The following is a 19819-nucleotide window of genomic DNA, read 5'->3' as shown; positions in this document are numbered from 1 at the left end:
CACGATGAGCACCACGACCGACGTCCTCGTCGTCGGGGCCGGCCCGACCGGGCTCACCCTGGCCTGCGACCTGCGCCGCCGCGGCGTCGCCTGCCGGGTCGTCGACCGGGCGCCCACGCACCACACCCGGTCCCGGGGCAAGGGCCTGCAGCCGCGGAGCCTCGAGGTCTTCGACGACCTGGGGATCGCCGACGCCGCCCTGGCCGCCGGCCGCAGCTCGCACCGGCTGCACCTGTACTCGGGCGGACGGCTCGCGCTGGACCTGGAGGTGCCCGCCCGCCCTCCGCAGCCCGGCGTCCCCTACCCGAACCTCGTCGTCCTGCCGCAGTGGCGGACCGAGCAGGTGCTCCGGACGCGCCTGTCGGCCCTGGGTGGCGCCGTCGAGCTCGGGCAGGAGCTCGTCGACCTCGACCAGGACGACGACGGCGTCACCGCCGGCGTCAGGGACACCGCCACCGGGGCGGTGGACGTGGTCCGTGCCGCCTACCTGGTCGGCTGCGATGGCGGGCACAGCCGGGTGCGCACCCTCACCGGCATCCCGATGCGCGGGGAGGAGCACGCCGAGCACTTCGTGCTGGGCGACGTCCGGATCGAGGGACTGCCCGCCGACGGCTCGTCCTTCGCCTGGTTCGACGACGACCGGTACCTCGCCGCCGATCCGCTGGACGGGAGCGGCACCTGGCAGGTGCAGGCCGATGTCCGCCCCGACGCCTCCGGTGCGATCGAGACGGCGTCGCTGGAGCTGTTCCAGCGGCTCTTCGCCGAGCGGGGCTTCGCCCAGGTTCGGCTGAGCGACGCCACGTGGCTCTCCGACTTCAGCCCCCGCGTCGCCATCGTCGACCGCTACCGGGTCGGGCGGGTGTTCCTGGCCGGTGACGCCGCGCACGTGCACAGCCCGGCGGGCGGCCAGGGGATGAACACCGGCATCCAGGACGCCTACGACCTCGGTTGGAAGCTCGACGCCGTCCTGCGCGGCCGGGCACGCGACGACCTGCTGGACACCTACCAGGAGGAGCGGATGCCGGTCGCCCGGTCAGTGCTGACGGGCAGCGACCTCGGCCACAGCGCGATCTTCTCCCCCGATCCGGTGATGACCTTCCTGCGGGACCGCGTCCTCGTCCCGGCGCTGCGGCTGGAGGTGGTGCAGCGGGCGATGCTCGATGAGCTGGCCGAGCTGGACGTCGGCTACCGGGACACCTCGTGGGCCCGGGAGGTCGACGTGCTGGGCCGCCGCGGCGACCCGGAGGGCGCCGGGGTGGTGGACCACCTCAGGTTCCGGCGCGGCCCGCGTGCCGGCGACCGCGCCCCGGACGCCATCGGCCGCGACGGCGACACCGGGGCGCCGACGCGGCTGTTCGACCTCTTCCGCGGTCCGTGGTCCACGCTCGTGCTCTTCGACGGGCCGGCCGCCACCGACCCCGGTTACGAACGGCTGGCCGCTACCGCCCGGCAGGTGCGAGCTGCGATGGGGGACGACGTCCGTGCCGTCGTCGTGGTGCCCGGTGGGCACAGGCCCTGCGGGCTGGACGGTGTGGACGTGCTGCTCGACCCGGACCGGGACGCCCACCGCCGCTACGGCGCCGCGGCCGAGTCGCTGTACCTGGTGCGGCCCGACGGGTACATCGCCTTCCGCAGCCAGCCCGCCGCGGCCGGACCGGTGCTCGACCACCTCGCGCGCCTGTTCGTCCTGCGCACCACCGTCTGACCCCACGTCGGCGGGCCGAGGCCCGGGACGTCGTCGACCTGACGAGCCGAACTTGACTCGTTCAAGGGAAGCCGTGACGATGGGCCCGTGCCGGCCGCCGCAGACCTCGAACGCGTGCTGCGCGCCGCGGGTCTGCGGGTCACCCGACCGCGACTGGCCGTGCTGGAGGCCGTCCACGCCCATCCGCACCTGGACACCGAGGCGCTGATCGGTGCCACCCGCGCCCGGTTGGGCGCGGTGTCGCACCAGGCGGTGTACGACGTGCTGCACGTCCTGACCGAGCGGGGCCTGGTGCGGCGCATCCAGCCGCAGGGCTCGGTGGCACGCTACGAGGCTCGGGTCGGCGACAACCACCACCACCTGGTCTGCCGCTCCTGCGGTGCCATCAGCGACGCCGACTGCGCCACCGGCGAGCCTCCCTGCCTCGTGCCCTCCGGCGGTGACGAGGGCTTCGTCGTCGACGAGGCCGAGGTCATCTACTGGGGCCTGTGCCGATCGTGCGCGGCGGGCTCCGCCGTCCCGACCGATCTCCACCGTCCGACAACAGAGAAGGGCCCAGAGTGAGCCAGACCGACGAGACCAACTACGACAAGACGCCGACCGACAGCACCAGCGAGAGCGAGAACCCGGCGATCCCCTCGCCGAAGGTGCACACCGACCAGCGGCCCCGCAGCAACCGGGACTGGTGGCCCAACCAGGTCGACCTGTCGGTGCTGAACAAGCCCTCCAGGGACTCCGACCCGCTCGGTGAGGACTTCGACTACCGGGCCGCGGTGGCCCAGCTGGACGTCGAGGCGGTCAAGCGCGACGTCGTCCAGGTGATGCGCACCTCGCAGGACTGGTGGCCGGCGGACTGGGGCCACTACGGCCCGCTGTTCATCCGCATGTCGTGGCACGCCGCCGGCACCTACCGGATCGCCGACGGCCGCGGTGGCGGTGGCCAGGGCGCGCAGCGCTTCGCCCCGCTCAACAGCTGGCCGGACAACGCCAACCTGGACAAGGCCCGCCGCCTGCTGCTGCCGGTCAAGCAGAAGTACGGCCGCAGCCTCTCCTGGGCCGACCTCCTCGTGCTCGCCGGCAACGTCGCCCACGACGACATGGGCCTGCAGACGTTCGGGTTCGCCTTCGGCCGCGAGGACACGTGGCAGCCCGAGGAGGTCTTCTGGGGTCCGGAGGACACCTGGCTCGGTGACGAGCGCTACGGCGGCGACGACCCGCTCGACCTCGACGAGGGCCACCTCGCCGCGGTGACCATGGGCCTGATCTACGTCAACCCGGAGGGCCCCCAGGGCCGGCCCGACCCGCTCGCCTCGGCCCACGACATCCGGGTGACCTTCAGCCGGATGGGGATGACCGACGAGGAGACCGTCGCGCTGATCGCCGGCGGGCACACGTTCGGCAAGACGCACGGCGCCGGCAACCCCGAGCTCGTCGGCCCGGAGCCGGAGGGCTGCCCGGTGCACGGCAACGGCCTGGGTTGGATCAACCAGCACGGCACCGGCAAGGGCGCCGACACCATCACCAGTGGTCTCGAGGGCGCCTGGACGCCGACGCCGACCACCTGGGACAACAGCTACTTCGAGATGCTGTTCAGCTACGAGTGGGAGCTCACCCAGAGCCCCGCCGGCGCGAAGCAGTGGAAGCCGAAGAACCCGGAGGCGCAGGAGCTCGTCCCCGACGCGCACATCGAGGGCAAGAAGAACCCGCCGATGATGGCGACGACCGACCTCGCCCTCATGGCCGACCCCGGCTTCCGGGAGATCTCCGAGCGGTTCTACAACGACCCGGAGTACTTCGCCGACCAGTACGCCCGGGCCTGGTTCAAGCTGCTGCACCGCGACATGGGCCCCAAGAGCCGCTACCTCGGCCCGGACGTGCCGGCCGAGGAGCTCATCTGGCAGGACCCGGTCCCGGCGGTCGACCACGAGCTGGTCGACGAGGCCGCGATCTCGGACCTCAAGCAGCGTCTGCTGTCCTCCGGCCTGACCGTCCCGCAGCTGGTGCACACGGCCTGGTCGGCCGCCGCGTCCTACCGCGGCACCGACAAGCGCGGCGGGGCCAACGGCGCCCGGCTGCGGCTGGAGCCGCAGATCGGCTGGGCGGCCAACGAGGGCGTCCGGGACGTGCTGCCGGTGCTCGAGCGGGTGAAGGGCGAGTTCGAGTCGCAGACCGGCAAGCGGGTCTCGCTGGCCGACCTGATCGTGCTCGGCGGCACCGCGGCGGTGGAGAAGGCCGCCGCCGACGCCGGCGTGCAGGTGACCGTGCCGTTCCGGCCCGGCCGCACCGACGCCTCGCAGGAGCAGACCGACGTCGGCAACTTCCGGTGGCTGGAGCCGCGGGCCGACGGCTTCCGTAACTACCTCCAGCCGGGCAGCAAGCTCGAGCCGGAGACGCTGCTGGTCGACCGGGCCTACATGCTGGAGCTGACCGCCCGGGAGATGACCGTCCTGGTCGGCGGGCTCCGGGTGCTCGGCGCCAACACCGGCGGGGTGACGCACGGGGTCTTCACCGACCGGCCCGGCGTGCTGTCGCAGGACTTCTTCCGCAACCTGCTGGACCTGGGCGTCCAGTGGCGCACCTCGACCGACACCGAGGGCGTCTACGAGGGCCTGGACGCCGACGGGAACGTCACGCGCACCGCGACCGCGGTGGACCTGGTGTTCAACTCGAACTCCATCCTGCGCGGCATCGTCGAGGTCTACTCGGCCGACGACGCACGGGAGAAGTTCGTGCGGGACTTCGCGGCCGCCTGGGTGAAGGTCATGGAGCTCGACCGCTACGACCTGCGGTAGGCATGACCCGTCCGGATGCCCCGGCCCGCGACCCGCGGGCCGGGGCATCCGTGCGTCCGGCGGCGACCCGCCTGCCCGCCAGGTGGCGGGGGACTCCCGCCACCTGGCGCTGTGCCACCCACGCTCACGCCTCCAGGATGGTGACGACGGTCACGATCGGCCGTCCTGCCCCAGGAGGACCCGTGACACTGACGTCGCCCACCGCACCCACCGGCGCGGACGCGCCCCAGCCGCCCTTCGACCCCGAGATCGTGACCGCGCTGCAGGCGCTGGCCGGGCTCATCCCGGCCGCCATCACCCCGGAGATGATCCCGCTCCTCCGCCAGCCCAACCCGGCGCTGCCACCGGCCACCGACGAGGAGCTCAGCCGGGGTGGCGCCTTCACCGTCACCACCCGCACGGTCCCCGGCCCGGAGGGTGCGCCGGACGTCGAGGTCCTCGTCTGCCTGCCGACCGGGGTGAGCGCGCCGGTGGCGGCCGTCCTGCACACGCACGGGGGCGGCATGATCATCGGCGATGCCCGCACCGGGCTGGTCGAGGTCATGGGCTGGGCCGCCGAGCTGCAGCTCGCCGTCGTCTCCGTGGACTACCGGCTGGCCCCCGAGACCCCGCACCCCGGTCCGGTCGAGGACTGCTACGCCGCGCTCGTCTGGACCGCCCGCAACGCCGCCGAGCTGGGCATCGACCCCGCTCGCATCGTGGTGGCCGGGGCCAGCGCCGGCGGCGGGCTGGCGGCGGCCCTGGCGCTGATGGCGCGCGACCGGGGCGAGGTCTCGCTCGCCGGGCAGCTGCTGATCTACCCGATGCTCGACGACCGCAACGACACGTTCTCCCGCGCACCAGATGCGCGGCGTGGGGGTCTGGGACCAGGTCTCGAACGACACCGGCTGGACGGCCCTGCTCGGGGACGACCGCGGCGGTCCCGACGTCTCGCCCTACGCCGCCCCGGCCCGGGCCACCGACATGTCCGGCCTGCCGCCCGCCTTCATCGACGTGGCCACCACCGAGACCTTCCGGGACGAGGACGTCGACTACGCCACACGCATCTGGCAGGCCGGCGGCGTCGCCGAGCTGCACGTGTGGCCCGGTGGCTGCCACGGCTTCGACACGTTCGTGCCGGATGCCTCCATCTCCCGCGAGGCCCGGGCCGCCCGGCTGCGGTGGCTGCGCCGGTTGCTCGCGCAGTGACGCCCTGGCCACCGGGCTCCTGAGGGTCCACAGTGGGCCGGTGAACGACCTCGCGCTCCGCCTCGCGGCCCTCGACCCCGAGGCGGGCGCGGCGGTCCGGGTGATCGGCCACTTCCACGCGCTGACCGAGCCACGTGCGGACCTGCAGTCCATCGTGCGGGACGCGGCAGGGCTGGCCGGCTGTCCTGCCCGGCTGGTCGACCCGGTCCGCGGCCTGGTCATACGAGCCCTCCCGGACGGCGAAGTGGGGGCGGCCGGCGGCCCGGCTCCCGACCCGCGGTGGCCGTCGGCCGACGTGGCCGGCACCGACGCGGTGCTCTGGCTGGAGCGGTCGGACCCACCGGGCACGGTCCAGGCCGTCGTCCTGGAGCGTGCGGCGGCCGCCGTCCGGACCGTGCTGCACCGGACCCGGTCCCGGCGTCCGGTGGACGACCCGGCGTCGGTGGAGCTCGTGCTCGACGCAGGCGCCCCCGAGGCGGACCGGCTGGCCGCGGCCCGCCGGCTCGGAGTGGCGTCGAGGGGGCGGGCGGTCGCCCTGGCCGACGGCCGCTCCCTCGTCATCGGGTCGGACGGCGTCCTGCCCGTGGGCGTGCGGGCGGGGGTCGGGCCGGCCGCCGCGGTGGTCGACCTGCCGGCCTCGGGGGCGCAGGCCCGGCTGGCCCTGCGGCTCACCGCCGAGGGCACCGAGGAGGACCCCGGCCCGCGGGTGGTGCACGCCGACCGGCTGGGCGCGCTGCCCCTGCTGGTGCAGGCCGCCGACGGGGCGACGGTCCCCGACGTCCGGGCACTGGGGCACGCCGCGACCATCGGGCCGTGGGCCCTGGCCACGCTGGACGCGGTCGCCACCACGACGAGCCTGCGCGACGCCGCCCGAGCGCTGCACGTCCACCACTCCACGCTCCAGGACCGGCTGCTGCACGCCGAGGCGGCGCTCGGCTGGGACGTGCGCGAACCGGCCGGCCGACTGCGCCTGCAACTGGCCCTGGTGCTCCACCGGGCAGCCCGTCGGCGGCGCTGAGCCTGGGAGCGTGTCACCATGCCGTCCGTGCAGCCCCTCGGAGTGGACCAGGTACGCCGGCGGATCTCCTCGTCCTCGGCCGAGGAGGTGGTCGCGGCCAGCACGCAGCGGGCCCGGGACATCGCGGACCTCGGCGCCTTCATCTCCATCGCCGAGCACGCCGAGCCGGGGACGGGCCCCCTCGCCGGCATCCCGCTCGCGGTCAAGGACAACCTGGACACCCGCGACCTGCCCACCACCGGAGGGACACCGGCCCTCCGGGACTCCCGGCCGGGTCGGGACCAGCACGCGGTGGAGCGGTTGCGCGCCGCCGGGGCCGCCGTGATCGGCAAGACCAACCTGCACGAGCTGGCCCTAGGCATCACCAGCAACAACGCCGCCTTCGGACCGGTGCGCAACCCGCACGACCCCAGCCGCTCGCCCGGCGGCTCGTCGGGCGGATCCGCTGTCGCCGTCGCGACCGGCGTGGCGCCCATCGCGCTGGGCACGGACACCGGCGGATCGCTCCGGGTCCCGGCGGCGCACTGCGGGGTCGTCGGGTGGCGCCCCACCCCCGGCCGCTGGGGCACCGGCCGCACCGTGCCCATCTCGCGCACCCGGGACACCGCCGGGGTGCTCGCGACCTCGGTGGCCGACGTGGCGCTCGTCGACGGGATCGTGACCGGCGAGTCGGCGCCGCCGTCGCCGGGGCGCCCGCTCCGCCTGGGGGTCCCCCGCGCGGGCTTCTACGACGAGCTCCACCCCGAGGTCGCCCGCTGCACCGAGCAGGCACTGGAGCGCCTGGCCGCCGTCGGGATCGAGCTGGTCGAGGTCGAGGTCGTGGGTGCGCACGCGCTCGACGCGGAGTGCGGCTTCCCCATCGTCTTCTTCGAGGTGGCCCAGGACCTGCCGGCGTACCTGGCGACGCTGCCCGGGCCGGAGAGCCGGCTGACCCTGGCCGACGTGCTGGCCCAGGTGGCGTCGCCGGACGTCCGCGGCGCGCTGGAGGTCGCCGCGAGCGGGGCCTTCACCGAGGACGCGTACCAGCAGGCGATGACCACCCGGGACCGGCTGCGCGCGGCCTACTCCGCCGCGCTCCGTCCCGCGCACGGCGACCGGCTGGACGCCCTCGTCTACCCGACGGTGCCGCTGCCCCCGCCACCCCTCGGCGACGACGACACGACGGACCTCGACGGGCGGGAGGTGCCGGTCTTCCTGACCACCATCCGCAACACCGGTCCCGGCTCGACGGCGGGCATGCCCGCCATCTCCCTGCCGGCGGGGACGACGCGGGCCGGACTGCCCATCGGGATCTCGCTGGAGGGCCTGCCGGGCGACGACGTCGCCCTGCTGGCGAGCGCCGGCCGGGTCGAGGCCGCCCTGGGGCCTGCCGTCTCACCGTGACACCACGTCGTCGGCGCCGCGCTGGTGCGCGGCCACGCCGGCGGCGAGCACTGCCGTACCGGCGGCGACCAGCAACGCCGCCGGGCGGCCGAGCCCCTCGGCCAGCGTCCCCAGCGCGACGGCACCCAGCGCCTGACCGGCGGTCAGCGCCACGAAGAGGAACGCCGCGGCGGCCGGGGCACCGTGCGGCCGGACCTGCCCGCCCCACGCGATCAGCACGCCGCTGAGAGCCACGAAGGAGGCGCCGAAGGCCGCCAGCGCGATCGCGGCGAGCCAGGGGACGTCGGGCCGGACGGCGAGCGACGCGGTCGCCCCGCTCGCCAGGAGCAGGCTGCCCCGCCAGGCCCCGTGCACCCCGTGTCGTCCGACCAGAGCGCCGCTGACCCCACCGGCCAGCCCCCCGATCCCCAGCACGCACCAGAGTCCGCCGGTGGCCCCGGGCGCCAGGCCGCCGTCGGCGGTCAACAGTTCCCGCCCGAAGGTCCAGACGCCGGCGCACCCTGCGCCGGCGAGGACGGCGGCCGCCGTCGCCGGGCCCAGCCGGTCCCACGGCCGGACGGGCGGGCAGGACGGAGCGCCCGTCGCCGGTGGCCAGCGCGCCGACCGGTCGGCCGCCCACGTGACCAGCAGCGCCAGCGCGGCGAAGGCGAGCCAGGCCGCCCGCCAGGACGCGGGGACGGCGAGCACCAGCAGGCCACCGGCCACCACGCCCGCGCCGGTGCCGCTGTTGACCACCCCCTGGGCGCGGGCCGCGGTCGCCGGCCGTACCGTGGCGGCGACCGCGGCCACGAGCGCGGGGGTGGCCGCCCCGGCCCCGCTGCCCGCCACCAGCAGCCCGACCGCGAGCACGGCGGTGCCCGGCGCGGTCGCGACCACCACCGACCCGAGCGCGGCGCTGCCGCCCGCGGCCCACAGGGCGGTCCGTCCCCGCCCGCGCTCGACGAGGGGCGGCGCCAGCAGTGCAGCGGCGCAGTAGGCCAGGTAGCCGCCGGCCGCCAGCCACCCCGCGGTGCCGGCGGAGAACCCGAACTCCGCCCGCAACTGCGGCAGGTACAGCCCGTACCCGTACCGGGCGAGCCCGTAGGTGACGGCGATGACGCCGAGGCCGGCGGCGACCAGCCCGCCCGGGCGTGCGGTCCTGGCCTCCGCGGGCTGCCGTAACGATCGTTTCGCCATAACGGTCGTTACTCTAGGGGCGTGTCCCGTGCCCCCGCGACCCCACCGGCGCGCGAGCGGCTGCTGACGGCCGCCGCGGAGCTGTTCTACGAGTCCGGCATCGCCGCGACCGGGGTGGACTCCGTCCTCCAGCGGGCCGGGGTCTCCCCCGCCACCATGTACGCCCACTTCGCCGGCAAGGACGCGCTCGTGGCCGCCTACCTGGAGCGGCGGCACCACGAGTGGCGAGCGGTGTGGGACGAGGTTCTCGCCGAGCGCACCGACCCCCGCGACCGGCTGCTGTCGGTCTTCGACGCAGTGGCGCGGTACCGGGACCGCTCGGGGAACCGCCGCGGGTGCGCCTTCCTGGCGGCCGGCACGGAGCTGCCGGCCGCCCACCCCGGCCAGCACTGGCTGGCCGCCGACACGACCCTCCTCGTCGGACGACTGCGCGACCTCGCCGAGGTCGCCGGCGCCGAGCAGCCGGCGGACCTGGCGCTGGACCTGTTGCTGCTGTACGACGGAGCGCTGGCCGGCTTCGCGCGCGACGCCACCAGCCCGCGGTCGGTCGGCGACGACCCGATCGGCCGGGCCCGCGCCGCGGCCGTCGCCCTGCTCGCCACCCGTCGCGTCGGCCAGTGGTCCGCCGATCGCTGACCGGACGGTGACGGCGGTCACGACCGACCGTCCCTCCCCGGGAGGACCGGGACACCCGGGTGGTCGGCCACCGGTGGGCGTCCTCGTCGTCGGGAGGAGTGGTCAGCCTGGTCGGCGAGCGGTGAGCAGGACCTGTGGATGCCCGGACAGGTCCGCCGGCAGCCGCAGCTCGGACACGGGTTCGAGACCGGCGTCGGCGAGCATCGCGAGGAGCTGCTCGGGCAGCCACAGGTGCGTCGTCCAGGCGACCGGGACGCCGCCGTAGGCCTCGGTGCGCACCAGGTCCCCCTCCCCGACGTGCGTGCCGACGAGGACGTGGCCGCCGGGGACGAGCGCGTCGGCGAAGGACCGCAGCACGTCGGGCAGCACCGAGCGCGGGAGGTTGAACAGCGACCACCACCCCAGCACGCCCCCGAGCGATGCGTCCGCCACGGCCAGCCCGGTGGCCGACGCGACCTCGAAGCGCAGCCCCGGGTGGAGCCGGCGGGTGTGCGCCACCATCCGCGGCGACAGGTCGACCCCCGAGACGTCGACCCCAAGACCGGCCAGGTGCGCCGTCACGTCCCCGGGGCCGCAGCCGACGTCCAGCACGGGGCCGCGCTCCCGGACGATCTCGGCGAACGCGGCCAGGGCCGCACGCAGCCACGGTCGGGCGTCGAGGCGGCCCACGCCCATGGCCGCGTAGCCGTCGGCGACCCGGTCGTAGGAGGCGCGGACGACGTCCAGGTCAGCCGGCTGGGGGATGCTCCGTCGCACGCCGGCGACCGTACGGGCCCCGGCCTCAGGTGGACGTGCCGGCGAACTGCGCGTCGTAGAGACGCCGGTAGGCGCCGTGCACCGCGAGCAGCTCCTCGTGCGTGCCCTGCTCGACGATGCCGCCGTCCTCCATCACCAGGATGAGGTCGGCGTCCCGGATGGTGGAGAGCCGATGGGCGATCACGAAGCTGGTGCGGTCGCTGCGCAGGGCCGCCATCGCCTGCTGGACCAGCAGCTCGGTGCGCGTGTCCACCGAGCTGGTCGCCTCGTCGAGGATCAGCAGCGCCGGGTCGGCCAGGAAGGCCCGGGCGATCGTGATCAGCTGCTTCTCCCCCGCCGAGACGTTCGAGGCCTCCTCGTCGATCACCGTGTCGTAGCCGTCGGGGAGGCTGTGGACGAACCGGTCGACGTAGGTCGCGCGCGCCGCCTCCAGCACCTGGTCCGGCGTCGCGCGGGGGTTGCCGTACGCGATGTTGTCGAAGATCGTCCCGCCGAACAGCCAGGTGTCCTGGAGGACCATCCCCACCCCGGACCGCAGGTCGGCGCGGCTCATCGTGGCGGTGTCCACGCCGTCGAGGGTGATCCGGCCCGCGTCGATCTCGTAGAACCGCATGACCAGGTTGACCAGCGTCGTCTTCCCGGCCCCGGTCGGACCGACGATGGCGACCGTCTGGCCCGGCTCGGCCACCAGCGACAGGTCGCGGATCAGCGGTGCGTCCGGTCGGTAGGAGAAGGCGACGTGCTCGAACTCGACCCGACCGCGACGCTCGCCCCGCACCGCGGGAACGGCCGGGTCGGGCGTCTGCTCGGGCGCGTCGAGCAGCTCGAAGACCCGTTCGGCCGACGCGACGCCGGACTGCAGCACGTTGGCCATCGAGGCTGCCTGGGTCAGCGGCTGGGTGAACTGCCGGGAGTACTGGATGAACGCCTGGACCTCCCCGAGGCTCAACGACCCGGAGGCGACCCGCAGCCCGCCGACCACGGCGACCGCGACGTAGTTGAGGTTCCCGATGAACATCATCGACGGCATGATCAGCCCGGAGACGAACTGCGCGCCGAAGCCGGCGTCGAGCAGCTCCTCGTTCTTCGCCCGGAAAGCGGTCTCCACCTCCTGCCGACGCCCGAACACGCGCACCAGCTCGTGCCCGGTGAACGACTCCTCGATCAGACCGTTGAGGGCGCCGGTGTGCCGCCACTGGGCCACGAAGTGCTCCTGGCTGCGCTGGGCGATCGCCCGGGTGAGCAGCAGCGACACCGGCACGGTGACCAGCGCGATGACGGCCAGCAGCGGGGAGATCAGCACCATCACCAGCAGCACTCCGACGATGGTGAGGACCGAGGTCAGCAGCTGGCTCATCGTCTGCTGCAGGCTGGTGGACACGTTGTCGATGTCGTTGGTGACCCGGGAGAGCACCTCACCGCGCTGCTGACCGTCGAAGTAGGCGAGCGGCAGCCGGTTCAGCTTCGCCTCGGCGTCCTCGCGCAGCCGGTAGACGGTGCGCTGCACGACCCCGTTGAGCAGGTGGCCCTGCCCGTACCCGAACACCGCCGCGCACAGGTAGATCGCGATGACACCCAGCAGGACCGTGCCGAGAGCGGAGAAGTCGATGCCCGCGCCCGGCACGACGTGCTGGTTCTCGAGAACGGCGGCCGCGGTGTCGTCGCCGGTCGCGCGCGCCCGGTCAGCGGCTTCGGCTGCGGTGATCCCGGCCGGGAGCTGCTCGCCGATGACGCCGGCGAAGATGACGTCCGTGGCGTACCCCAGCACCCGGGGACCGACGACGTTCAGCGCGACGCTGATGACACCGAGGGCCAGGACGGCGAGCACGCCGCTCCGCTCCGGCCGCAGCCGCCGCGCCAGCCGGCGGGCGGAGGGACCGAAGTCCGACGCCTTCTCGGCCGGCTGCCCCGCTCCCGCCCACGGCGGCCCGCCGCCCCTGCGCTGGGCCGCCATGCCACGGGCGGCGCGGACGGTGTCGGCGTCCTGCCGGGGCTGCCTGCCGCCGGTGCGGGTGTCCTCGGCCCGGGCGCTCATGCCGTCGCTCCCTCGACGTTGAGCTGGGAGGCGACGATCTCGCCGTAGGCCGCGCAGGACGTCAGCAGCTCCTCGTGCCGGCCGATGCCGACCACGGCGCCGTCGTCCAGCACGACGATCCGGTCGGCGTCGGCGATGGTCGACACCCGCTGCGCGACGACGACCACCGTGGCGTCGGCGGTGACCGGCTTCAGCGCGGCGCGCAACCGGGCGTCGGTGCGGAGGTCCAGCGCGGAGAACGAGTCGTCGAACAGGTAGACCTCCGGGCGCCGGACCAGCGCCCGGGCGATGGCCAGCCGCTGGCGCTGCCCGCCGGAGACGCTGGTGCCACCCTGCGCCACGGCGGTGTCCAGCCCGTCGGGCATCGCCCGCACGAAGTCCGCGCCCTGGGCCACCTCGAGCGCGGCCCACAGCTCGTCGTCGGTCGCGTCGGGGTCGCCGTAGCGCAGGTTGCTCGCCACCGTGCCGGAGAACAGGAACGGCCGTTGCGGCACGAGCCCGATCCGGCGCCACAGGTCCTCCTGGTCCAGCTGCCGGACGTCGACGCCGTCGAGGCGGACCGTGCCGCTCGTGGCGTCGAAGAGCCGGGGCACCAGCGAGACCAGCGTCGTCTTGCCCGCGCCGGTGCTGCCGATCACCGCGGTCGTCTGCCCGGGTGACGCCATGAAGGAGACCTCGGACAGCACCGGCGCGACCGCACCCGGGTAGGTGAAGGTGACCGACTCGAAGACCAGCTCGCCGTCCGACCGCAGCGGGGTGACCGGGGTGACGGGCGGTTCCACCGACCCCTCGGTGGCCAGGACCTCACCGATCCGGTCGGCGCAGACGGCGGCGCGCGGGATCATGATCGCCATGAAGGTCGCCATCATGACCGCCATCAGGATCTGCAGCAGGTAGGACAGGAACGCGGTCAGCGCGCCGATCTGCATCTGCCCCGCGTCGACGCGGGCCGCGCCGAACCACAGCACCCCGACGCTGGACACGTTGAGCACCAGCATGACGATCGGGAAGATCAGCGCCTGCAGTCGGCCGGCCGCCGTCGCGACGTCGGTGATGTCGGCGTTGGCGCGGGCGAAGCGGGCGACCTCCTCCGGCTCGCGGACGAAGGCCCGCACCACCCGGATGCCGGTGATCTGCTCCCGCAGCACCCGGTTGACCACGTCGATGCGCGTCTGCACGAGCCGGAACAGCGGGACCATCCGCCGGATCACCAGCCCGACCGCCACCACGAGCACGGGGACCGCGACGACCACCAGCCACGACAGGACGACGTCCTCGTCGAGGGCCATGACGACGCCGCCGACGCACATGATGGGAGCCGCGACGAGCATCGTGCAGGACAGCAGGACGAGCATCTGCACCTGCTGGACGTCGTTGGTGTTGCGGGTGATCAACGACGGGGCGCCGAACCTGTTCATCTCCCGCGCGGAGAACTGCCCCACCCGGGAGAAGACGGCTGCCCGCAGGTCGCGCCCGAAGCCCATGGCGGTGCGCGCACCGAACCACACGGCACCGACCGAGGCCACGATCTGCACCAGCGTGACCGCGAGCATCCACCCGCCCGTGGACAGGATGAGGCCGGTGTCGCCGCGGGCGATGCCCTTGTCGATGATGTCGGCGTTGAGCCGGGGCAGGTACAGCGCGGCGATGGTGCTGACCACCTGCAGGGCGCCGACCGCGAGCAGCGGGCGACGGTAGGCCCCCAGGCGGTCACGGAGCAGCCGGAGCAGCACGATCGGTCCCTTCGTCGGTCCGGGAACGGCCGCACAGCCGCATGGTTGCGGATGACACCGAACGATCCGATCATCGTTGCCGGCGGCGTTCTGCTCCACCCCTTTCCGGGTCACCTGGAACCGCCGGCTCGGGTCGACGAAGTCGGCCGGGTTCCAAGAGACTCACCAGCCGTTCCCAAGTCCCTGGCGCCAGCCTTGCGGCCATGACGACCTCCCTGCACACCCAGACCCCCGCTCCTCGCCGGCCGCAGGGCTGGCGATTGGCCCTGCTCGCCTCCGGAGCCGCCCTGCTCGCCGGCGGCCCGATGCACCCCGACTCCGATGCGTCGGACTCGATCCGCGAGGAGCTGGCGACGATGACCGCCGACGACATGTGGGTGCCCGGGCACACGCTGGTCGTTGCCGGCACCGTGCTGCTCGTCGTCGGCCTGGAGATGGCCCGCCGCCGGCAGGTCTGGCCGCAGGCGGCCCGACGACCCCTCGCGATCGCCGTCGTGGCCCTGTCCCTCTACGCGGTCGAGACCGTCGTCCACCTCGCCGCCGTCGTCGACAGCCACGCGCTGCACGCCGGCCACGCCGCCCCGGTCGCCTTCACCCACCTGGGGCTCGCCGCCGTGCTCTACCCCGTCAGCGGCCTGGCCGTCGGGTACCTCGCCGGGACCCTGGCCAGGCTCCAGAGCGGCCTGCGCCGCGTCGTGGCTCTGCTCGGCGTCGTGGGCGGGCTGGCGCACGCCGTGGTCGTGCCGCTGACGTTCCTGTCGCCCGACACCGAGTTCACGCCGCTGTTCGCCGTCGCGGGCGTCGCGCTGGCGCTGTGGGCGCTGGGTACCGCGGCCACCGGCGCAGCCGCCGGGACGACGGCCGCCGGGAAGTCTGCCGCCACCCAGGAGCTCGCATCCGTCGGCTGACCGCCGGCCTCACGGCCACCGATCCAGGCGGCGCCCGGGAGACCCGGGCGCCGCCTGCTCCTCTGGTCCCGCTCAGGTCGCCCCGCCTGGCATCCGCCCGGCGCGGCTCCGGGTCCCCGGCGGAGCGGCGGTCGAGGTGCACGGGCGCGCGGTCAGCGCCATGGCGGGGTGCGCCACGTACGGCGCCGGCCGCAGCAGGTGCCAGCGCTCGTCCTGTCGACCGCACCTGGCCTGACCGTCGTGTGTGCTTTGCGGATCACCCGCTTCGGCGGGCCCGAGGTCCTCGATGTCGTCGACCTGCCCGACCCCGTCCCGGGTGACGGCGAGCAGCTCTACGACGTGTCGGCCGCAGGGGTCGACGTCGCCGACACCCTCCAACCCCTGGCCTGGAGGTTCACCGCCGGTTCGATCGGTACGGGTCAGTGGAGGGTGGGCCGGTAGACGAGCTCCTGGATGCGGCCGTCGAGCGTCCGGCTCTCGAGCAGCTCGAGGTCGAAGTCGGCCGCGCCTCCGAAGACCGGGTCCGTTCCGGTCCGGCCGGTGATCACGGGGAAGATCGTCACTTGGACGCGGTCGACCAGACCAGCGGCCATGAGCGCCCGGTTCATCGACAGGCTGCCGTGCGAGCGCAGCGGCACCGCCGACTCCTCCTTGAGCCGGGCCACGACGTCGACGGCGTTCCCGCTGACGACGGTCGCGTCCGGCCACTCGAGGGGCTCGTGCAGCGTCGTCGACACCACCGTCGCGGGCATGCGCCACATCCGGGTGACCCACGGGTCACGTACCTCGGACTCCTCGGTGCTCGAGGACAGCATCTGCACGAACTGCCGGAACGTAGTGGCTCCGAAGACCATCCGCTGCTCGTCGCCGAACAGGTCGAGACGGCGGTCGAGCAGTTCGGGGCCCTGTTTGCCCCAGTAGCCGGTCCAGTCGGCGCTGGCGGAGCCGTAGCCGTCGAGACTGGAGAAGACGTCGAACGTGTAGGTGGCGGTCATCTCGTTCTCCTCCGGAGCGTTTGGTCCCTGTGGGTGAGGACCGGGACCACGGCGAGAACTGATCGCCGTCGACCGACCGTGGCGTCGGGCAGACGCCCGGGTGCAGGAGGCGGCACCCGTGTTCCGGACTAGCGGGACAGCGGCCAGCCCCCGACCTGTGCGAGGAGTCCGACGTCGTCGCGGCAGGCCCAGTGCTCGACGATCGAACCGTCCGCGACCCGCCAGATGTGGATGAACTCCCACGCGACGGCGTCCCCGGTCGGGGTCAACTCGGCGAGCAGCGGCATCGTCGACGCCACGTGGCGCCCGCGCATCGTGAGGTGCACGACGACGAGATCACCCTGGGCCACGACGCGATGGATCGTCGCCGTCGGGTGGTCGAGGTCGTGGTCGAGCGTCGCGAGGGTCTGGCGCAGGCCTTCGCGGCCCTGCGGCCCTGCCGCGTGCTGGACGAGGTCCTCGGCGACGAGACCGAACGCGGAGCCGTCCCGAAGGTCCACGGCCCGATGGAAGGTCAGCACGGTCTCTTCGGGCGTCATCGCGTCATCACACACCGGGCAGCGTCGTCTCTGACTGATCGACGTCCTCCGCCGGGCCATGACCTCACCTCATGCGAGCCGTGCAGATCACCCGCTTCGGCGGCCCCGAGGTCCTCGACGTCGTCGACCTCCCCGACCCCGTCCCGGGGGACGGGGACGTGCTCTACGAGGTCAGCTCCTCAGGCGTCGACTTCGCCGACACCCACCACCCCCTGTCGGCCAACTGCCCTGGTGCGCCCGCGAGTCGCGGGCACCGTGGGGCCGAGCACGATGGCCAGGCGACGTTCCAGCCCGGCTCGGGCACGTCATCGCGCTGTGCACCGAGGAGGAAACACCGGACCGGGTCACGGTGTTCACCCGTCGTGCTGGACACAGAGGGAGGCACACGTGACCACTGAGACCGCGATCCTCGCCGGCGGCTGCTTCTGGGGCGCCCAGGAGCTGCTGCGCAAGCGCCCGGGGGTGCTCTCCACCCGGGTCGGGTACTCCGGCGGCGACACACCCGACGCCACGTACCGAGACCATGGTGACCACGCCGAGGCGGTCGAGATCGTCTTCGACCCCGAGGTCATCTCGTTCCGGGAGCTGCTGGAGTTCTTCTTCCAGATCCACGACCCGTCGACGACGGACCGTCAGGGCAACGACGTGGGCCGGAGCTACCGCTCGGCGATCTTCTACACCAGCGACGAGCAGCGGCGCGTCGCGCTGGACACGATCGCGGACGTCGACGCCTCGGGCATCTGGCCCGGCAAGGTCGTCACCGAGGTCGCGCCGGCCGGCCCGTTCTGGGAGGCCGAGGAGGAGCATCAGGACTACCTGCGGAAGATCCCCTTCGGCTACACCTGCCACTACGTGCGACCCGACTGGGTGCTCCCGCGTCGCGAGGTGCAGGCCACCCGATGACCTGAGTCCCGATCGGCACGTCCGGGACCGACCGGCTCGGGCGCTCATCGATGCCCTCGGTGCGCCGTCGGCGCTGCCTGTGAGTGGTGGGACGTGTGTGGCCGGTGCGGCGCGGCGCCACCACCGGCGTCCCGGCCGTGCGCACGATGGGGCCATGCCCGCCCGACCGGACGCCGTCGCCGCGCTGCCGGCCGCTCCGGGCGTGTACCGCTTCCGGGACGACGGCGGCCGCGTGCTCTACGTCGGGCGGGCCGGAGAGCTGCGCCGCCGGGTCAGCTCCTACTGGGGCGACCTGCGGGACCGCCGCCACCTGCGGCGGATGGTGCCCCGGGTCGCCCGGATCGAGGCACTGGTCTGCGACTCCGCGCACGAGGCCGCGTGGGCCGAGCGCAACCTGCTCGAGCGGTCGCTGCCACCGTGGAACCGGATCGTCGGCGGCCTTGAGGTGCCCGTCTGCATCGGCCTGGACTCCTCTCCGGAGGCGCCGCGCCTCCGCCTCGCCTCCGCGCACCGGCCGGCACCGGGTGTCCGCTTCTTCGGCCCCTACCTCGGTGCCCGCAAGGTGCGGCTGGCCGTGTCCGGACTGGAACGGCTGTACCCGCTCCGCCACGCCGGCCCGACCCGCACCGCCGGCGAACGGGAGCTGGCGCGGCTGCGCGGTGGGCAGGACACCCCGGTCGCGAAGCTGGCGAGCGCCGTGGCGTCCGTGCTGGACCGCGAGCCGACGGCGGTCGCCGACGCACTGGCGGCGCTGGCTGCCCGGCGCGACGCCGCGGCCGGGGCGCAGGCGTACGAGGCCGCGGCCCGGCTCCAGGACGAGATCGAGGCGGTCGAGTGGGTGGTCGCGCCGCAGCGGGTCACCGCGCCCGGCGGGGACGGCGACGAGGACGTCACCGCCTGGGGGGACGACGTCCTGCTCCGGTTGCGGATCCGGAACGGCCGGCTCCGGGCCTGGGAGCAGGAGACGTGCACCGGGTCGGTGCCCGGCACCCGGGCGCCCGACGGATGGGTGCGTTTCCTGCGTCGCAACGCGGAACTGGCCGCCCGGCTCGCAGCCCTGCCCGTCAGGTGAGCTGCTCCGCGGCGAGGCGATGACCCCCGCCGGCGGTCGACGGCCGATCCGCCCGTCCGCGCACTGGGACACCTCGGCCATCACCCAGCGTCCTTGCATGCTTGTCGTGCGGATCACCCGCTTCGGCGGGCCCGCGGTCCTCGACGTCGTCGACCTGCCCGACGTGGCGCCGTGCGTTCGCGAGGCGCGACGCTGTCACGCGGGACGTGCCGCGACCAGAGATGCGTCGACGGCCGCCTCGACGTGCAGCCTGGTGGTCGGGAAGACCGGGACCGAGCTGTCCGCTGCACCGATGAGCAGCTCGATCTCGGTGCAGCCCAGGATCACCCCTTCCGCACCGGCGGCCACGAGCCGGTCGATGACCTGCCGGTAGGTCTCGCGGGACTCCTCCCGGACGATGCCGAGGCACAGCTCCTCGTAGATGATCCGGTGCACCTCGGCGCGATCGTCGGCGTCCGGGACGAGGGTGCGCAGGCCGTGGCCGCTGAGCCGGTCGCGGTAGAAGTCCTGCTCCATGGTGAACGCCGTGGCCAGCAGTCCCACCGTCCGCAACCCGGCGGCCTGCACGGCCGCAGCGGTCGTGTCGGCCAGGTGCAGCAACGGGATCCCGATCGCGGCCTGCACCTGGTCGGCGACCCTGTGCATCGTGTTCGTGCACAACAGGAGCAGTTCCGCGCCGGCCCCCTCCAGCCGTACGGCCTCCTCGGCGAGGAGCCGTCCGGCCCTGTCCCACTCCCCCGCCACCTGCAGCCGCTCGATCTCCGCGAAGTCCAGCGACGCGAGCACGACCCTGGCCGAGTGGAGTCCACCGAGCCGGTCGCGGACCAGCTCGTTCGCCAGCCGGTAGTACTGGGCAGTCGACTCCCAACTCATCCCACCGAGCATGCCGATCAAGCGCGGGCGAGCGGTCCCGCCGTCGAGCGGTGCGCCGGTCGGCGGGGCCGGCGGCGAGGAGGGTGTCATCGGAACTCCTTCCGGAT

The 19819-nt window shown here is 74.1% G+C and carries 19 protein-coding genes and 1 pseudogene; 12 read left to right on the top strand and 8 right to left on the bottom strand.

Annotated features, from left to right (window positions below; translation table 11 throughout):
* The first annotated feature begins 4 nt into the window (after positions 1-4).
* The 3 genes from ACWIX6_RS09730 (at position 5) to katG (ending at position 4497) form a co-directional block, all read left to right on the top strand.
* Positions 5-1705 carry an FAD-dependent monooxygenase gene (locus tag ACWIX6_RS09730; protein WP_448616640.1) on the top strand — a complete coding sequence of 567 codons (1701 nt, stop codon included), beginning with the start codon at positions 5-7 and terminating at the stop codon, positions 1703-1705.
* 87 nt (positions 1706-1792) lie between these two features.
* Complete coding sequence (locus ACWIX6_RS09725) at positions 1793-2269, top strand: Fur family transcriptional regulator (RefSeq protein WP_448616639.1); 477 nt, start codon at positions 1793-1795, stop codon at positions 2267-2269.
* On the top strand, positions 2266-4497 hold the full coding sequence (gene katG / locus ACWIX6_RS09720) for a catalase/peroxidase HPI (protein WP_448616638.1): 2232 nt from the start codon (positions 2266-2268) through the stop codon (positions 4495-4497). The genes ACWIX6_RS09725 and katG overlap by 4 nt, the downstream gene beginning before the upstream one ends.
* Before the next feature lie 124 nt (positions 4498-4621).
* Here the strand turns inward: katG and ACWIX6_RS09715 are convergent, their stop codons facing one another.
* Positions 4622-4888: a hypothetical protein gene (locus tag ACWIX6_RS09715; RefSeq protein WP_448616637.1), complete on the bottom strand. Its 267-nt coding sequence runs from the start codon at positions 4886-4888 to the stop codon at positions 4622-4624.
* Between ACWIX6_RS09715 and ACWIX6_RS09710 the strand changes: the two are divergent.
* The 4 genes and pseudogenes from ACWIX6_RS09710 to ACWIX6_RS09695 form a co-directional block, all read left to right on the top strand.
* Positions 4803-5276: pseudogene (locus tag ACWIX6_RS09710) on the top strand (alpha/beta hydrolase); the annotation flags it as partial. The gene ACWIX6_RS09715 and the pseudogene ACWIX6_RS09710 sit on opposite strands and share 86 nt — an antisense overlap.
* A gap of 73 nt (positions 5277-5349) precedes the next feature.
* Positions 5350-5685 (top strand): alpha/beta hydrolase, encoded by a 336-nt coding sequence (locus tag ACWIX6_RS09705; protein ID WP_448616636.1) that lies wholly within the window; start codon positions 5350-5352, stop codon positions 5683-5685.
* Positions 5686-5725: 40 nt separating this feature from the next.
* Complete coding sequence (locus ACWIX6_RS09700) at positions 5726-6703, top strand: helix-turn-helix domain-containing protein (protein WP_448616635.1); 978 nt, start codon at positions 5726-5728, stop codon at positions 6701-6703.
* 27 nt (positions 6704-6730) lie between these two features.
* A complete protein-coding gene (locus ACWIX6_RS09695) occupies positions 6731-8086 on the top strand; it encodes an amidase family protein (protein WP_448616634.1) in 1356 nt (451 codons plus the stop codon).
* Here ACWIX6_RS09695 and ACWIX6_RS09690 read toward each other — a convergent pair.
* The gene (locus ACWIX6_RS09690; protein ID WP_448616633.1) at positions 8078-9262 is read right to left on the bottom strand and encodes a YbfB/YjiJ family MFS transporter; all 1185 of its coding nucleotides are present in this window, start codon (positions 9260-9262) and stop codon (positions 8078-8080) included. The genes ACWIX6_RS09695 and ACWIX6_RS09690 overlap by 9 nt on opposite strands.
* A gap of 21 nt (positions 9263-9283) precedes the next feature.
* On the opposite strand from ACWIX6_RS09690, the gene ACWIX6_RS09685 reads away from it, so the two are divergent.
* On the top strand, positions 9284-9898 hold the full coding sequence (locus ACWIX6_RS09685; RefSeq protein WP_448616632.1) for a TetR/AcrR family transcriptional regulator: 615 nt from the start codon (positions 9284-9286) through the stop codon (positions 9896-9898).
* Positions 9899-10000: 102 nt separating this feature from the next.
* On the opposite strand, the gene ACWIX6_RS09680 is transcribed toward ACWIX6_RS09685, so the two are convergent.
* Genes ACWIX6_RS09680 through ACWIX6_RS09670 form a run of 3 tightly spaced genes read right to left on the bottom strand, consistent with a single transcriptional unit; the run spans position 10001 to position 14422 of the window.
* Positions 10001-10654 (bottom strand): class I SAM-dependent DNA methyltransferase, encoded by a 654-nt coding sequence (locus ACWIX6_RS09680; RefSeq protein WP_448616631.1) that lies wholly within the window; start codon positions 10652-10654, stop codon positions 10001-10003.
* 25 nt (positions 10655-10679) lie between these two features.
* The gene (locus ACWIX6_RS09675) at positions 10680-12689 is read right to left on the bottom strand and encodes an ABC transporter ATP-binding protein (RefSeq protein ID WP_448616630.1); all 2010 of its coding nucleotides are present in this window, start codon (positions 12687-12689) and stop codon (positions 10680-10682) included.
* On the bottom strand, positions 12686-14422 hold the full coding sequence (locus ACWIX6_RS09670) for an ABC transporter ATP-binding protein (protein WP_448616629.1): 1737 nt from the start codon (positions 14420-14422) through the stop codon (positions 12686-12688). The genes ACWIX6_RS09675 and ACWIX6_RS09670 overlap by 4 nt, the downstream gene beginning before the upstream one ends.
* A gap of 203 nt (positions 14423-14625) precedes the next feature.
* Here ACWIX6_RS09670 and ACWIX6_RS09665 point away from each other — a divergent pair, with 203 nt between their 5' ends.
* Positions 14626-15330: a hypothetical protein gene (locus ACWIX6_RS09665; RefSeq protein ID WP_448616628.1), complete on the top strand. Its 705-nt coding sequence runs from the start codon at positions 14626-14628 to the stop codon at positions 15328-15330.
* A gap of 240 nt (positions 15331-15570) precedes the next feature.
* Positions 15571-15771 carry a hypothetical protein gene (locus ACWIX6_RS09660; RefSeq protein ID WP_448616627.1) on the top strand — a complete coding sequence of 67 codons (201 nt, stop codon included), beginning with the start codon at positions 15571-15573 and terminating at the stop codon, positions 15769-15771.
* Here ACWIX6_RS09660 and ACWIX6_RS09655 read toward each other — a convergent pair.
* Together ACWIX6_RS09655 and ACWIX6_RS09650 are read right to left on the bottom strand one after the other, a co-directional pair.
* Positions 15750-16325, bottom strand: a complete 576-nt coding sequence (locus ACWIX6_RS09655) for a dihydrofolate reductase family protein (RefSeq protein WP_448616626.1) — start codon at positions 16323-16325, stop codon at positions 15750-15752. The genes ACWIX6_RS09660 and ACWIX6_RS09655 overlap by 22 nt on opposite strands.
* Positions 16326-16453: 128 nt before the next feature.
* Positions 16454-16924: an ester cyclase gene (locus tag ACWIX6_RS09650; RefSeq protein WP_448616625.1), complete on the bottom strand. Its 471-nt coding sequence runs from the start codon at positions 16922-16924 to the stop codon at positions 16454-16456.
* A gap of 327 nt (positions 16925-17251) precedes the next feature.
* Between ACWIX6_RS09650 and msrA the strand changes: the two genes are divergently transcribed.
* Entirely contained in the window at positions 17252-17767 is a 516-nt protein-coding gene (gene msrA, locus ACWIX6_RS09645) for a peptide-methionine (S)-S-oxide reductase MsrA (protein WP_448616624.1), read from the top strand.
* Between the two features lie 154 nt (positions 17768-17921).
* Positions 17922-18839, top strand: a complete 918-nt coding sequence (locus ACWIX6_RS09640) for a hypothetical protein (RefSeq protein WP_448616623.1) — start codon at positions 17922-17924, stop codon at positions 18837-18839.
* 195 nt (positions 18840-19034) lie between these two features.
* Here ACWIX6_RS09640 and ACWIX6_RS09635 read toward each other — a convergent pair whose 3' ends face one another.
* Positions 19035-19724, bottom strand: coding sequence for an aspartate/glutamate racemase family protein (locus ACWIX6_RS09635; RefSeq protein WP_448616992.1), 690 nt, complete (start codon positions 19722-19724; stop codon positions 19035-19037).
* Positions 19725-19819 lie beyond the last annotated feature (95 nt).

Source organism: Modestobacter sp. URMC 112, from assembly GCF_053502575.1.
This window is presented reverse-complemented; position numbering and strand designations above follow the sequence as displayed.